Here is a 15,429-nt window from a genome sequence, read left to right as displayed (position 1 = left end):
TGTGATGCGCGTCATGAAATTCGAGTCACCCAACACAGCACCTCCGCTGCCGCAGCGTCGGCTCGGCTGAGGTCCGCTGAAAGGACCCGGCATGACAGCGCCCCATCTTGCCATCGCCGGATTGCCGCCCGAGTTCGTCGAGATGCACGGCGGTGGGCTGTACTGGGTCGTCGCGGCCGGAAGCGCGCCGGCCGACCTGGTTGGCGCAGGTGTGCTGGGTTCGGCCAGCGACGTGCAGGACGCCGTGCTGGCGACGCTGGGGCGCGGCGCCGATGCGATGCTGGCCGAGCTGCCGCCGGGGGAGGGGCCGGCGCGGTTGCGTCTGTTCCGTTCCTCGGCCGCTGCCATGCAGCGGACCCTGCGCGGTCTGGCGGTTGATCTTCCCCGCGCGGCCACCGCCGCGACCCGCCTGTGCATGGTGCAGTTTCCGCTGGCGGCGCTGGAAGGCTGGAGCGATGCCCGGCTGGCGGCATGGAACCGGCAGCTGCAAGCCTGGGCGGAGCAGGCCGGTACGGTGCTGCTGCTGCTTTGCCACGGTGAAGTGGCCACCCTGGCGCCGCGCCTGCTGGCCTTGAACCGGACCTGTTCCGGCGTCGCCCAGCTGCATCCGCACCGCGGTGCGCTGCAGCTGCTGCTGCATTACTGGGCCAACGCCCATGGCGTGGTGGCCCGCCGTGCCTTCGCGATCGAAGCGGCAGAAGGCGGGTTGCGCCGCGTGCCAGAAGAGGCGGACAGTGTGCTCTCTGCGGTCGAGGCCAGCGGCGGCGATCGTGATCTGTACCTGGCCGAGGCCGACGTGCTGGAAGGCGCTCCGCCGCTGTCGCCCGCCTGGCGGCTCCACGATGGCTGGGCGGACCTGCTGCCTTCGGCGCTGCAGGCGCGCGAGGCCACCGTGGTGCTGGCGATCCGCAGCAACGACCAGGTGGACACACTGGCACGCCTGCTGCATCGGCTGCGCCGCGAGCGCGGCGACCTGCTGAAGCTGGTGGTGCGCGAGGTGCAACCGTGCCTGCGCTACGCCGACGAGCGCCTGCTGCTGCAGTGCGGCGGCAACATGGTGGTGCCGGCGGCGACTCCGCTGCCGCGGCTGCTGACGCTGCTGGAGACGGTGCAGCGGCAGCGTTGGCAGGGGCAGCTGGCGGCCGACCCCGAACCGTTGATCCGTGCCCACCGGCCACCGGAAGTGAATGGAATCGTGGCGGCCGACCGCTTCCGGCAGATCGTCGGCGAACGCATCGATCAGGACGGCAGCGCGGTGGAAAGCGCCGTGCTGGCGCTGCAGCCGGTGGCCGGGCTGCGCGCGGAACAGACCCTGCAGCAGTTGAACATCCGCAGGCAGGGGGATGTGGCCTGCGTGTACCGCGGCCAGGTCCGCCTGTTCCTGTTCGGCTGCCGCCGCGATGCGGTCGAACAGGCGCTCTCCAACCTGTACCGGCTGCCCTGGCGCGAGCTGTTCGATGGCTACCAGCGCCTGGCCGAGTACGACATCGCAGCGATGAATGCCCGCGGCAGCGACTCCGAATCCGAGACGCTGCCCGCCCCTGCCGTTCCGTTGCCGCAACCCGCGGCCCCGGTCAACGAGGTCGCATTCAACGCCCCCATCCCGTTCCGGTTGGGAGATTCCGCATGACCACCGACCAGCAGCTGTGGACGCTGATCGCGGCCTGTGCGCTGGTGATGATTCCGTTCGGCGTGATGCTGGGCGCGCTGTGGCGCGCGGTGCGTCGCCGCGCAGCGTCATGGCTGCCCCCACGGCACCTGCGGCGGACGGGCGTGCGGGTGCGCGATGCGCGGAGGCCGCAATGAGCGCAGAGCCGACGCCCGCATCGCCGTTCGTCTGGTCGGACCTGCGCGGCTGGAACCTGTACTTCCTGTCCAAAGTGGTGTTGGCCTGGATGGGCGCGCTGGACCTCAAGGTCCTGCCCAACCTGTTGTTCCTGGCCGCCCTGCTGGTGCCACTGCCGTGGCGATGGGCACGCATCACACGCACGGTCGTCGCCGTGCCGGTGGCCGTGGTGCTCTACTACCAAGACACCTGGTGGCCGCCCTTCCAGCGTCTTCTCGCACAGCCGGGCGTGCTCGATTTCTCCGCCGACTACTGGCTGGAGCTGGCGCAGCGCTTCATCAACTGGCAGATGGTCGCGGTGCTGGTGCTGCTGGTGGTTGCCTACCTGCTGCTGAAACCGTGGCTGCGCATCACGACGCTGAGCGTGCTGGGCATGCTGGGCATGGCGGTGGTGGCACTGCCATTGCCGGCGGGCCTGAACTGGGGAACGTCGCAGGCCACCGCAGCGACCGGCGGTGCTGACGCCGCTGCCGGCGCTGCCGGTGCACTTGCGCCGGCCAGCAACGAGACACTCAATGCCTGGCTGGCGGCCTTCTACCAGCAGCAGTCGGGCCTGAAGACGGTGTTCCCGGCGCCGGCCAGCGCTGCGCCGTTCGACGTCATCATCCTCAACATCTGTTCGCTGGCATGGAGTGATCTGGACGAAGTCGGCATGCGCCAGAACACGCTGCTGGACCACATGGACCTGATCTTCGACGATTTCAACTCGGCCACCGCCTACAGCGGACCGGCGGCGATCCGCCTGCTGCGCGCCAGCTGCGGACAGACCTCGCACACCGCATTGTTCGACCCGGTGCCAGCCGAATGCCAGTTGTTCTCCAACCTGCAGCGCCTGGGTTTCCAGAGCGAGCTGGCGATGAACCACGATGGGCACTTCGACAACTTCATCGGCGAACTGAGCCAGTACGGTGGGTTGCAGGCACGGCCGATGGACATCAGCGCGTTTCCCCGGGCGCTGGTCGCGTTCGACAAGTCGCCGCTGCGCCGCGATGGTGACGTGCTGAACGCCTGGTGGAAGCAGCGCCAGGCCGAACAGGCGCAGCAGGTCGCGCTGTTCTACAACACGATCTCCCTGCACGACGGCAACCGCATCGTCGGCGCCGACGGTCGTGCCAACGCGGCGGACTACAAGGCCCGCGCGCAGATGGTGCTGGGTGACATGGCAGGCTTCGTCGAAGCGGTGGAGCGCAGTGGCCGTCGCGCCATGATCGTCGTGGTGCCCGAGCATGGCGCGGCGCTGCATGGCGACCGCATGCAGATTCCCGGCATGCGGGAGATTCCGAGCCCTTCGATCACCCATGTGCCGGTCGGCATCAAGCTGGTCGGGATGGGCACGCCGGCCAGCGGAGGGCCGCGTCATGTGCCCGAGCCCAGCAGCTATCTGGCCCTCTCCGAACTGGTGTCGCGGGTGTATGCGCTGAACGCGCAGTCGCCGCCGGGAGCGCGTGACTGGGACAGCCTGCTGCAGGGGCTGCCACGTACGCCCTCGGTGTCGGAGAACGAAGGCGCCAAGGTCATCGATTACGGTGGCAAGCCCTGGCTGCAGCTGCAGGGAAGCAAGGCCTGGAACCCGTACCCGGAGGACAAACGCTGATGGCCGACATCCTGGCCGTTGCCAGTACGCTTTCGGTGGAGGAGGACGACATCGATCTGCTGCGTCGCAGCCTGGGCATGCCCGGGTTGCCCTACGTGGACTTCTCGGCGCAGAACGAACGTGCCCGGGCACTGGCACGCTGGCCGTTGCTGGCCGAGCTGGAGCGGCAGCCATGAGCGTACTGCTGTCCCTGCAGGGCGTGCACGGCGGCACAGGCGTCACCACGGTGCTGGCCGCGTTGGGACAGGCGCTGCATGCGCAGGGCCAGCGCGTGCTGCTGGTCGAGTGCAGTCCGGATCAGATGCTGGGCCTGCATGTCGGGTTGGCCGCACGGGAGGCCGATGGCTGGGCGCGGGCGATGCTGGACGGCCGCGACTGGCGTGATGCGGCCTTCGCCTGCGCACCGGGCCTGGCAGTGCTGCCGTACGGCCGTGTCAGCGCGGCCGAAGCCCTGCAGATCGAGCAGGCGCTGAGTCTGGCACCCGACACCTGGAATGATCGCGTGCCAGTGCTGTCGGCGCAGTTCGACTGGCTGCTGTTCGACCTGCCGCAGCGGCTGCCGGCACACGCGGCGGCGGTCAACCGATATGCGCGCTGTACGCTGCCGTTGCGCCTGGCGTGCGTCGATCCGGCAAGCCACGTCTTCCTGCAGCGGCAGCACGACGATCCGCGCCGTCTGCTGGCCAACCGGTATGACCCGGCGGTTCCGGTGCAGCGCGATCTGATGCAGCTTTGGCTGCATGCGCACGCGTCGATGCTGGTGCCTCAGCCTCTGCACGAAGATGCGCGGGTGCCGGCCGCGTTGGCCAGCAAGCAGCCGCTGGGCCAGCATGCGGCCGATGCGCTGGCGGCTGCCGACGTCGCCGGCCTGGCATTGTGGTGCCTGGCCGAGGCGGCGCGGCGGCAGGATCGGGAGAGCGGGCGATGAAGGGCGCACGCATCCACTATCTGCACTGGAACCGGCTGCGTGAGCGCGTGTACGCCGCATGGCCACTGTGCGCACTGCTGTGGTCGCTGCAGGCGCTGGGCTGGGCGCTGCTGAGGCTGGAAGGACCTGCGTGGCAGGCGCTGGCGCCGCGGCTGCGGCGTGCGTTCCCGCAGTTGCAGGGTGATCGCCGCTGGCGCCCCGGAGATCCACTGCGGCTGCTGATCCAGGCCGCATGGCTGTCGCTGGTGCGGCTGGTTCCGCATACCTCGCTGCGCCGCCAGCGCCTGGCCCAGGCCCGGCGCCAGCGCATCGCCGAGCTGCGCGGAGCGGCAGGACGCGGTCGCCTGCGCTACCTGCGGGCGATGCGTGATGCACCTGCCGATGTCGGCAACAGTCGCCTCGCGGCGTGGCTCGCACAGCGCCTGGAGCACCTGCCGCCGCGCGCGCGGCACGCGCTGACCGCGGTCACCGGTCTGGCTACGCTGGGTCTGGCCGCGCTGTGCATCACCCAGCCCTTCAGCTACCTGGCGCAGTTCGTGTTCGTGCTGCTGCTATGGGTCATCGCGCTGCTGGTACGGCGCATGCCCGGCCGCTATGCGACGCTGGTACTGGTGGTGCTGTCGATCACCGTGTCCTGCCGCTATCTCTGGTGGCGCTATACCGCCACCCTGAACTGGAGCAGCACCTTCGACCTGGTCTGCGGCCTGGTGCTGCTGGTGGCCGAGACGTATTCCTGGCTGGTGCTGATGCTGGGCTACGTACAGGTTGCCTGGCCGCTGCGACGGCGTCCGGCGCCCTTGCCGGCCGATATTCGGCAGTGGCCCACGGTGGATGTGCTGATTCCCACCTACAACGAAGACCTGTCACTGGTGCGGCATACCGTCCATGCCGCCATGGGGCTGGACTGGCCGGCCGACAGACTGCGCATCCACCTTCTCGATGACGGCAAGCGCGAGGCGTTCCGTGCCTTCGCCGAGCAGACCGGCGTCAACTACATCACCCGCAGCGACAACCGACACGCCAAGGCCGGCAACCTAAACCACGCCCTGACCCTGATCGACGGTGAGCTGGTGGCGATCTTCGACAGCGATCACTTGCCGGTGCGCTCGTTCCTGCAGATCACCTGTGGTTGGTTCCTGCGCGATCCGAAGCTGGCGCTGGTGCAGACGCCGCACCATTTCTTCTCGGCCGATCCCTTCGAGCGCAACCTGCAGGTGTTCCGCAGTGATCCCAACGAGGGCGAGCTGTTCTACGGGCTGGTGCAGGACGGCAACGACCTGTGGAATGCCGCATTCTTCTGTGGTTCCTGCGCGGTGCTGCGGCGTGAGGCCATCGATGCCATCGGCGGCTTCGCCACCGAGACCGTCACCGAGGATGCGCATACCGCCCTGCGCCTGCATCGCCAGGGCTGGAACTCGGCCTACCTTCGCATTCCGCAGGCGGCCGGCCTGGCCACCGACAGCCTGGGCGCGCACGTCAACCAGCGCATCCGCTGGGCGCGCGGCATGGTGCAGATCTTCCGCATCGACAATCCGCTGCTTGGCAAAGGCCTGAGCCTGTTCCAGCGCTTCTGCTACGCCAACGCGATGCTGCACTTCCTCGCGGGCATCCCGCGGCTGGTGTTCCTCACCGCGCCGCTGGCCTTCCTCCTGCTGCACGTCTACATCATCTATGCACCCGCGCTGGCGATCCTGCTGTTTGTCGTTCCACACATGGCCCACGCCAGCCTGACCAACGCGCGCATCCAGGGCCGGTACCGCCGCCCGTTCTGGGGCGAGGTCTATGAAACCGTGCTGGCCTGGTACATCGCGCGGCCGACCACCGTGGCCCTGTTCAGTCCCGGCCGTGGCAAGTTCAATGTCACCGACAAGGGCGGCACGCAGGCGGGTGACCGCTTCGACTGGCGGGTGGCGCGCCCCTACCTGGTACTGGCGCTGCTGAACGTGCTGGGACTGTGCTTCGCCGTGTGGCGTTTCATCGAGGGGCCCGCCGATGAGCGCGGCACCGTGGTCGTGAGTTCGTTGTGGGTGCTGTACAACCTGCTGATCATCGGCGGCGCGCTGGCGGTGGCGGCGGAGGTGCAGCAGGTGCGGCGCACCCACCGGGTCACCACGCGCCTGCCGATGGCGCTGCAGATACCCGATGGGCGTCGACTGCGGGGCGTGCTGCAGGACTATTCCAACGATGGCGTCGGCCTGGAGTTGGGACTGGATCCGCAACTGGCCGAAGGCACGCGCGTACACCTGCTGCTCGGGCGTGGCCGGCGCGAGTTCGCCTTCCCGGCGCGGGTACAGCGCAGCGTCGGCCATCGCCTCGGCCTGCTGCTGCAGTTCGACAACGAGCGCCAGCGCGTGGAGTTCGCGCAATGCACATTCGCCCGCGCCGATGCGTGGCTGGACTGGCATGCCGGTTACCAGCCCAAGAGCCTGCCACGCAGCCTGTGGAGCGTGCTGGTGCTGGGCTGGAAAGGCTATCGGCGGATGGGCGACTTCACGCCGTTCGATCTCGACCGCCCGGTGCACTGGAGCGGTCGCCTGCTGCGCTGGCTGGCCAGTTTCGCACCACAACGTCCGCTTCCCTCCCACCCGGCTGACCCAGCCGCTGACCCAGGGCTTCGTCCATGAGCATCCCGACCTCTCTGCGCTGGCTGCTGCTGCCGTTGCTGGTACTGCCAGTGGTGTCCGGCAATGGCGCTCCAGCACCCGTGCCGGCGCCTGCCACCGGTTCAACGCCGGATGCCCCGGCCGCGCAGGTTGCGGTACCGACCCCGACCACAGCGGCATCGGTGCCCGCGCCGCGCGGCGAACCGGCCTTGCCCGATACCTGGGCCGGCAGCGCTTGGCCCTGGCAACGGCACAGCACCTTCGCACAGCTCGGCCGCCGCCAGGACACGCTGCTGTCCGGCGTCCGCAACAGCACCACGTTCGAATTCCAGGTGCGCCGCGATCGCCTCGCGCGCGAAGCGGAACTGGATCTGAGCTTCACACCCTCGCCGTCGCTGTTGCCGACGCTGTCGCACCTGCGGGTCTATCTGAACGACGCGATGATGGGCGTGGTACCGATCAGCAACGACCAGCTGGGACGCCCCGTGCAGGCCAAGCTGCCGCTGGATGCGCGCCTGATCGCTGATTTCAACCAGGTCCGCCTGGAATTCGTCGGCCATTACACCGACATCTGCGAAGAACCCACGCACAGCTCGCTGTGGGTCAACCTCTCCAGCAACAGCACGTTGAGGCTGGGCGGCCAGCCGCTGGACATGCAGGATGATCTGGCCAATTTCCCGCTGCCCTTCTTCGATCCGCGCGACACCGCGCGGCTGGAACTGCCGGTGGTGTTTGCAGCGGCGCCCACGCTGGCGCAGCAGCGGGCTGCGGCGGTCATGGCGTCCTATTTCGGCAGCCTGGCGGGATGGTGGCGGCAGGCCCGTTTCCCGGTGAGCTTCGGCACCCTGCCCGAGCAGGGCCACGCGGTGGTGCTGGCGGTGAATGGCCGCTTCCCGCCGGTGATCGCCAACCACGCGCCTGTGCAGGGGCCGGTGATCGAGCTGATGGCCCTGCCCGAGGATCCGCAGCGCAAGCTGCTGCTGGTGCTGGGCCGCAACGACGATGACCTGCAGAAGGCCGTTTCGGCGATGGCGGCCGGCAATGTCCTGTTCCGCGGCCGCCAGGTCGCGATCGACGAAATGAAGCCCTTGGCGCCACGCAGGCCGTACGACGCGCCGAACTGGGTGCGTACCGATCGCGCGGTGCGCCTGGCCGAGCTGCTGGACTATCCGCAGCAGCTGCATGCCAACGGGGTATCGCCGCAGCCGATCACGGTCAATCTCAACCTGCCACCGGACCTGTTCATCTGGCGCAACCAGGGCATTCCACTGAACCTGCGTTACCGCTACACGCCGCCGTTTGGCAGTGATGAGTCGCGGCTGGGCGTGGCGATCAACGACCAGTTCATTTCAAGCTTCCCGCTGGTGCGCCGCACCGGCAAGCAGGGTGTGGCGGAAATCCGCCTGCCTGTGCTCGCTGGCGATGCCGGCGCCGACGATGGCCGCCTGTTGATTCCGGCGCTGAAGCTGGGTGACCGCAACCAGCTGAGGTTCGACTTCAACTTTGCCAGCGTGATGGGCAGTGCCCAGCGCGATCACTGCCAGACCGTGCTGCCGCCCAACCTGCAGGCGGCCATTGAGGAGGATTCGACCATCGACTTCTCCGGCTTCCATCACTACATGGGTCTGCCGGACCTGTCCGCGTTCGCGCTCAGCGGCTTCCCGTTCACACGCATGGCGGACCTGTCTGAAACCGTGGTGCTGGTGCCGCCGTCCGCCAGCGAGGCCCAGGTCAGCCTGCTGCTCAACCTGATCGGAGGCCTGGGCGTGCAGAGTGGGTACCCGGCCTACGGGTTGCGCCTGTCCGCGGACTGGAAACAGGCCAGTGCGCTGGATGCGGACCTGCTGGTTCTGGGCGCGTTGCCGGATGAGCTGCGCGGCAGCCAGCAGCTGTCACTGCTGATCGACGATCAACGCACGCGCCTGCTCAACGGCCAGTGGCCATCGCCGGAGCTGGCGGTGCAGCAGGCCCGTCGCGGCAGCCGTGCGGGCGATCCTGCGGTCACCCGCGTGGCGGTCACCGCACAGGCGCCCTTCGCGGCCATCGTCGGCCTGCAGTCGCCCCGCCATGCACAGCGCAGCATCGTCTCGCTGGCGGCCAGCCATCCGGCCGACTATCAGCTGCTCGATGATGCACTCAGCGACACCGGCAAGCGCGAAGCCATTGCGGGATCGGTGGCGATCCTGCGCAGTTCCGGCATCAACAGCCAGTTCGTGGGCGAACACTACTACGTGGGCGCGCTGCCGTGGTGGCTGCTGCTGTGGTACCACCTGGCCGATCATCCGGCATTGCTGGCCGTGCTGGCCACGCTGGTGGTGCTGATGGTCGCCTTCCTGCTCTGGCGTGCACTGCGCTGGGTCGCCGCGCGGCGCCTGGATGCGGGCAAGGAATGAGCCGGACCTCGCCGCCGCTGCTGATGGCGTCCCGGCTGGTACTGCTGGGTCTGGCCGGGACCGGCGCATGCGCGGCACAGGCGCTGCCGCAAATGCCCGGCGGCACTGCGGCCGAGCAGCGGCAGTGGTTGTTGCAGCAGGTACGCATCGGCGAGGCGACCGGGCGCCAGAGCCTGATCGAAGATGCGTTGGCACGGCTGCGCATGCTGGCACCGGATGATCGTGGCACCCTGCTGGCGATCCTGGAGGTGCAGTTGTCGCAGCAGAAGGTGGAGGATGCGACCGCGACACTGCAACGATTGCGGCAGGTCGGTGCGGGCAGTCGCGAACTCGCTGCGGGTGATCGCCTCTGGCAGGCCTACCAGGGCGATCTGCAGCAGGAGCTGCAGCAGGCACGCCTGTTCGCAGCCGGTGGCCGCAGTGCCGATGCGCTGGCGATCTACCGCCGCCTGTTCAATGACGCGCCTCCGGGGTTGCAGCTGGGGCTGGAGTACTGGCGTCTGCGTGGCGCGCAGGCGGATGGCCGCGCGCTGGCGATCCGGGAGCTGACCGCATTGGACCAGGCGTATCCAGGCAACACCGGGCTGCTGCAGACGCTGTCGCAGCTGCTGTTCGCGGCCGGTCGCGACGATGAAGCGCTCGACGCGCTGCGGCGCATGGGCCGCAACCCCGACGCCCGCGGGCTGGCTGCCGATGCCGAGTGGGCGTACCTGCAGGACCAGCCCGCCGATGAGCGCGGCGTGCGTCGCCTGCAGGCGTTCATCACCCGCAATCCCACCTTCAATGACATCGCCCTGGTGCGCGAGCGCTATGCCGAGCAGCACAGGCAGGTCAGTGATCCGGCCTGGCGCGCGGGTCTGCGTGGCCAGCAACTGCTTGAACGCGGGCGCGATGCCGAGGCCGAACGTGCCTTCCAGCAGGCGTTGCGGGCCTATCCGCGCGAAGCCGCCTTCCTGGGCGGATTGGGCATGGCGCAGATGCGACAGGGCCGTCGCGCGTCGGCGATCGGCCTGTTCGAACGCGCGATCCAGGCCACGCCCGTCGGCGAGAGCAGCGACAAATGGCGCGACCTCATTGCCAGTACGCGCTACTGGCTGCTGCTGGACCAGGCCGATGCCGCACTCGGTGCCGGTCGGCTGGACGAGGCGGATGCGTTGTACGCGCAGGCGCGGGGGCAGCAGCCACGCGAGGTCAACGCACGGCTGGGGCAGGTGGATGTTGCCGTGGCCCGTGGCGACGACGCCTCGGCCGAACGCCAGCTGCAGGCCGCGAGGCGGATGGCGCCGAACGATGCCAACGTGATCCGCAGGTTGGTGCAGCTGTATGGGAGGACCGATCCGCAGCGTCTGGAGACCTTCATCGATGCGTTGCCGGCCGCGCAGCGCCGGTTGTACGCCGAGGATCTGCGTCAGCTGCGGATCAGTCGCCTGCGCGAACGACGTGAGCAGGCCCTGGCGGCCGGCGATGCGGAGGCCGCCCTTGCGCTCGGGCATGAGCTGCGCGTGGAGCTGCCCGCCGATGCGTGGCTCGCCCGTGCCCTGGCCGTTGAGCTGCAGGCCGCGGGTCGGCCTGCCGAGGCCGATGCGGTGGTCGCGGACATGGTGGCGCGCAATGACAGCGCTGAAGCACGCTACGCGCAGGCGTTGTATCTGTCCGGCACCGATCGCCTGCCGCAGGCACTGGCAGTGCTGGACGCGGTGCCGCTGGCGGAATGGGATGATGATATCCGCGCACTGTCCGCACGGCTGCGCCGGCAGCAGCTCATCGATCATCTCTGGTCGCTGCGTGCGCAGGGACGCGAGCCGGAAGCCATCGCTCTGCTGCAACAGCAACCGGCCAGTGCCGAGAACAACCTGCTGCTGGCCGACTGGGCGCGCCTGCGCGGCGACCACCCGCAGGCCCTGCAGTATTACCAGCGGGTACTTGCGGAGCAGCCGGACAACGTCGATGCACAGCTTGGCCAGGTGCAGGCCTGGATCGGTGCCGGCGATCTGGACAACGCGCGGCGGCAGATGCGGCTGTCGCCCCCGGTGGTCGCCGAAGATGCGCTCGGCCAGCAGCGCCAGCTGGCCGGCATCTGGACCGACCTGCACGAGGACGCCAAGGCATTGGCGATCCTGCGCGCGCTGCTGGCCCGCAGGGACGGTCCGGATCCACAGTCCTGGCGCGACGCAGCGCGACTGGTGCGCCGCGAGGATCCGCAGCAGGCGCTGGACATGTACGCGCAGGCGATGGCCGACAACGGCCTGCTGGCCGCAACGCAGGCACAGCCGCGCGACAACCGCGCGCTGACCCTGGCCAGCCGCGAGACCGCGGGGGACGACTGGCTGCGGCGCAGCCTGCGCAGCGACGTGGAAACGCTGTACCAGCAGGAAAATCCCACGCTGACGGTGATGCAGGATACCGGTCGTCGCAGCGACGGAACGCCCGGCATTTCCCGCCTCGGGCGCGACACCCGCATCGCGCATCTGGATGCGCCGTTTGCAGGCGGGCTCGGCTGGGCGCGCATCGAACAGGTGCACTTCGACGCAGGGCGGTTCCGCACCGGCGCCGACGGCACTTACGACGAGGATTTCGGCAGCTGCGACCTGTCGCTGCTGCGTGCCGACGGCTCCCGGCTGCAGGCCCCGGGATGTACCCGCTTCGTGCATCAGCGGCGCAGTTCCGGCGCAGGGTTCGCGGCCGGCTGGCGCACGCTGGACGATCGCTGGAATGTCGACCTTGGCCATACGCCGTCCCACTATGTGATCGGCAACTGGCTGGGAGGCATCACCGCCAATGGCGATCTGGGCCGTCTCGGCTGGGGGGCGACGCTGTCGCGGCGGCCGATGACCAACTCCCTGCTGTCACAGGCCGGTGCCTACGATCCTCGCAGCGGCATTGCCTGGGGTGGGGTGACCGCCAATGGCATCACCTTCAGCCTGGGCTTCGATGAGGGCGGACGCAATGGTGTCTGGTCGAACTGGAGCTGGCACCGGTTGACCGGTCACAACGTCGCGGACAACACGCGTGCGCGTGCGATGGTCGGCTGGTACCACAAGCTGATCCAGCGTACGGACATGCGCCTGGACGTCGGCACCACGGCCATGTACTGGCGTTACCAGAAGGATCTGGGCGGCTACTCGCTGGGCCAGGGCGGCTACTACAGCCCGCAGCGCTATGCCTCGTTGAGCCTGCCGGCCAGCTTTGCCTGGCGCAATGATCTGTGGTCGCTGCGGGTGGATGGGTCGGTCAGTGTTTCCAGCGCGCGTACGGCGTCGATCAGCCGCTTCCCGGACCAGGCGCTGATCGAGCGCGTGGTGGCACAGCTGGAGCCGCAGTACGGTGCTCTCGCGCTGGACGAGGCTGGCCTGTACACCGGCGACAGCCGCAGCACCGGCACCGGCTATCGGCTCTACGCGGCCGTGGAGCGGCGGCTGGGCGATCACATCGTCCTGGGCGCGGCGGGAACCCTGCAGCGCAGCCGTGACTTCTCGCCGAACACATTCCAGCTCTATCTGCGCTATACCTTCAAGCCCTGGCAGGGCAACCTGCCGCTGCCCGTGTCGCCACTGGTGCCCTATGGCGAGTTCCGCTGACCCGCAACGCCGCCGACTGCTGCAGGCGACGGCCGCCTTGCCGTTGCTGGCCATGGGCGCAGGGCGTGCGCTCGCAGCGCCGCGCTGGCCGGCCTGGCAGGTGCTGCTGGACAGCAGCCTCAGCAACGACGGACGCATGATCGATCGCAGCCAGGACGACCAGCGCAGTACGTCGGAAGGGCAGTCGTATGCGTTGTTCTTCGCGCTGGTCGACAACGATCAGGCGCTGTTTGATCGCGTTCTGGGCTGGACCCAGGACAACCTGGCCGGGGGCGATATGCGGCAGCGGTTGCCGGCCTGGCTGTGGGGCCGCGATGACAAGGGCGGCTGGCGCGTACTGGACGACAATCCGGCGTCCGATTCCGATCTTTGGCTGGCCTACGCCCTGCTCGAAGCGGGGCGGCTCTGGCACCGTCCTGCGTTGCAGGCCATCGCCGGGGGCATGCTGGGGCAGGTGCGGGAAAGGGAAGTCGTGCAGCTGCCCGGTCTCGGCTCGATGCTGCTGCCGGGACCGCAGGGATTCGTCGAAGGCGATGCGACCCGGGTCAATCCCAGCTATCTGCCGCTGCCGCTGCTGCGGCGCTTTGCCGCGGCCGATCGCAGTGGGCCCTGGGCGGAACTGGCGGACAACGCGACCACGCTGCTGGAGCAGACCAGCCCGCATGGCTATGCACCGGACTGGGCGGCGTGGCGGCAGGGGCGCTTCGTGGTCGATCCCGTGAACGGAGCGGTGGGCGGCTACGACGCGATCCGCTGCTATACGTGGGCAGGCATGACGGCCCCGCGCGATCCGTTGTTCCGGCGGCAGCTGGCGGCGTTGTCCGGTCCGCTGCAGCGCCTGCGCAGCGGTGCGGCACTCTGGGAAAAGGTCGATACCCGCAGCGGGCAGGGGCAGGGCGAAGGCAACTATGGTTTCCGCGCGGCTGTACTGCCCTGTGTGCTGGCACAGCGCGAGCAGGGGCTGGCGAAGTCGCTGCTGGCCAGCCTGCCCAGCCCGGAACAGCAGCGTGCCGAGGCACCGGCCTACTATTCGCAGATGCTGGCCCTGTTCGGCCGGGGCTGGGCCGAGGGCCGCTGGCGTTTCGGCGTGGATGGCCAGCTGCGACCGGCATGGCGATGAGTACACCACCAGCCCGCCGTGACAGCGGGCCCCTGCCCTGATTACTCCAGCGCGAAGCGCAGCACGAACAACACGGCCACCAGCCACACCGCCGGATGCACCTCGCGCCAGCGGCCAGTGCCGGCCTTCAGCGCAGCGTAGGCGATGAAGCCGAAAGCCAGTCCATTGGCGATGGAGTAGGTGAACGGCATCGCCAGCGCGCACAGGGCCGCCGGCACCGATTCGGTGAGGTCGCTCCAGTCCACTTCCACCAGCTCGCGCAGCATCAACCCGGCAACGAACAGCAGGGCCGGTGCGGTGGCGTAGCTTGGCACCATCGAGGCCAGCGGCGAGAACAGCAGGGCGGCCAGGAACAGCGCGGCGACCACCAGGGCGGTGAGGCCGGTACGGCCGCCCACCTGCACGCCCGAGGCGCTTTCGGCGAATGCCGTGGTGCTGCTGGTGCCCAGCATGGAGCCGGCGACGATTGCCGTGCTGTCGGCCAGCAGTGCACGGCCGAAACGCTTCTGCGCACCTGGCAGCTTCAGCAGGCCGGCGCGGCCGACCACGCCGTACAGCGTGCCGGTGGCATCGAACACCTCCACCAGCACGAACACCAGCACCACCTGCAGCAGTACCGCGATGGGGGCACCGCCGTCGTGGTGCAGCAGGCCCGGCAGGTCCAGCTGCAGGAAGGTCGGCGCCAGGCTTGGCGGCAGGGACACCAGTCCCTGGTACTGCACGTCGCCCAGCGCCCAGCCGGCCCCAGTGACCGCCAGGATGCCGATCAGGATCGCACCACGGATGCGGCGCGCCTCCAGCACGGCGATCAGCAGGAAGCCGGCCAGTGCCAGCAGCGGTGGGGCGGTGTTGAGCGGGCCCAGCGCCACCAGCGTGTCCTCGTTGCCGATGATCACCCCGGACTTCTGCAGGGCGATGATGGCCAGGAACAGGCCGATGCCGGCGACGATGGCTGAGCGCAGTGACGAAGGAATGCCGGATACCAGCCAGGCACGCACGCCGGTCAGCGACAGCACCAGGAACACCAGGCCGGAGATGAACACTGCCGCCAGCGCCTGCTGCCAGGGCAGGCCGGCGGCGCCGACCACGGTGAAGGCAAAGAACGCGTTCAGGCCCATGCCCGGAGCCATGCCGACCGGGAAATTAGCTGCCAGCGCCATCACCGTGGAGCCCAGCGCGGCCGCCAGGCAGGTGGCGACAAATACCGCGCCCGCATCCATGCCGGTGGTGCCGAGGATTTCGGGGTTGACGAAGACGATGTAGGACATCGTCAGGAAGGTGGTGACACCGGCCAGCAGCTCGGTGCGCACGGTGGTGCCGTGCTGCTGCAGCTGGAACAGGCGTTCGAACAGGGACATGGGGCTTCT

10 protein-coding genes are annotated in these 15,429 nt (G+C 68.9%); 9 read left to right on the top strand and 1 reads right to left on the bottom strand.

Annotated features, from left to right (window positions below; translation table 11 throughout):
* The first annotated feature begins 91 nt into the window (after window positions 1-91).
* The 9 genes from ACVOMM_RS08695 to bcsZ are packed head-to-tail and all read left to right on the top strand — an operon-like array spanning window position 92 to window position 14,062.
* The gene (locus ACVOMM_RS08695; RefSeq protein ID WP_065175833.1) at window positions 92-1,630 is read left to right on the top strand and encodes a BcsE family c-di-GMP-binding protein; all 1,539 of its coding nucleotides are present in this window, start codon (window positions 92-94) and stop codon (window positions 1,628-1,630) included.
* On the top strand, window positions 1,627-1,806 hold the full coding sequence (gene bcsF, locus ACVOMM_RS08690) for a cellulose biosynthesis protein BcsF (protein WP_053518880.1): 180 nt from the start codon (window positions 1,627-1,629) through the stop codon (window positions 1,804-1,806). Before ACVOMM_RS08695 ends, bcsF begins: the two co-directional genes overlap by 4 nt.
* Window positions 1,803-3,440: a cellulose biosynthesis protein BcsG gene (gene bcsG / locus ACVOMM_RS08685; protein ID WP_283219543.1), complete on the top strand. Its 1,638-nt coding sequence runs from the start codon at window positions 1,803-1,805 to the stop codon at window positions 3,438-3,440. The genes bcsF and bcsG overlap by 4 nt, the downstream gene beginning before the upstream one ends.
* Entirely contained in the window at window positions 3,440-3,616 is a 177-nt protein-coding gene (gene bcsR, locus ACVOMM_RS08680; protein WP_080375313.1) for a cellulose biosynthesis protein BcsR, read from the top strand. Before bcsG ends, bcsR begins: the two co-directional genes overlap by 1 nt.
* The gene (gene bcsQ / locus ACVOMM_RS08675; RefSeq protein WP_053518884.1) at window positions 3,613-4,368 is read left to right on the top strand and encodes a cellulose biosynthesis protein BcsQ; all 756 of its coding nucleotides are present in this window, start codon (window positions 3,613-3,615) and stop codon (window positions 4,366-4,368) included. The genes bcsR and bcsQ overlap by 4 nt, the downstream gene beginning before the upstream one ends.
* Window positions 4,365-6,992: a UDP-forming cellulose synthase catalytic subunit gene (gene bcsA, locus ACVOMM_RS08670; protein WP_481526127.1), complete on the top strand. Its 2,628-nt coding sequence runs from the start codon at window positions 4,365-4,367 to the stop codon at window positions 6,990-6,992. Before bcsQ ends, bcsA begins: the two co-directional genes overlap by 4 nt.
* Window positions 6,989-9,364, top strand: a complete 2,376-nt coding sequence (gene bcsB / locus ACVOMM_RS08665) for a cellulose biosynthesis cyclic di-GMP-binding regulatory protein BcsB (protein ID WP_180876950.1) — start codon at window positions 6,989-6,991, stop codon at window positions 9,362-9,364. Before bcsA ends, bcsB begins: the two co-directional genes overlap by 4 nt.
* On the top strand, window positions 9,361-12,942 hold the full coding sequence (gene bcsC, locus ACVOMM_RS08660) for a cellulose synthase complex outer membrane protein BcsC (protein ID WP_481526126.1): 3,582 nt from the start codon (window positions 9,361-9,363) through the stop codon (window positions 12,940-12,942). Before bcsB ends, bcsC begins: the two co-directional genes overlap by 4 nt.
* Window positions 12,926-14,062: a cellulose synthase complex periplasmic endoglucanase BcsZ gene (bcsZ, locus tag ACVOMM_RS08655; protein WP_481526125.1), complete on the top strand. Its 1,137-nt coding sequence runs from the start codon at window positions 12,926-12,928 to the stop codon at window positions 14,060-14,062. Before bcsC ends, bcsZ begins: the two co-directional genes overlap by 17 nt.
* Window positions 14,063-14,103: 41 nt before the next feature.
* Here the strand turns inward: bcsZ and ACVOMM_RS08650 are convergent, their stop codons facing one another.
* On the bottom strand, window positions 14,104-15,420 hold the full coding sequence (locus ACVOMM_RS08650) for an NCS2 family permease (RefSeq protein WP_053518892.1): 1,317 nt from the start codon (window positions 15,418-15,420) through the stop codon (window positions 14,104-14,106).
* Window positions 15,421-15,429 lie beyond the last annotated feature (9 nt).

The organism is Stenotrophomonas sp. STEN009, from assembly GCF_056760395.1.
This window is presented reverse-complemented; position numbering and strand designations above follow the sequence as displayed.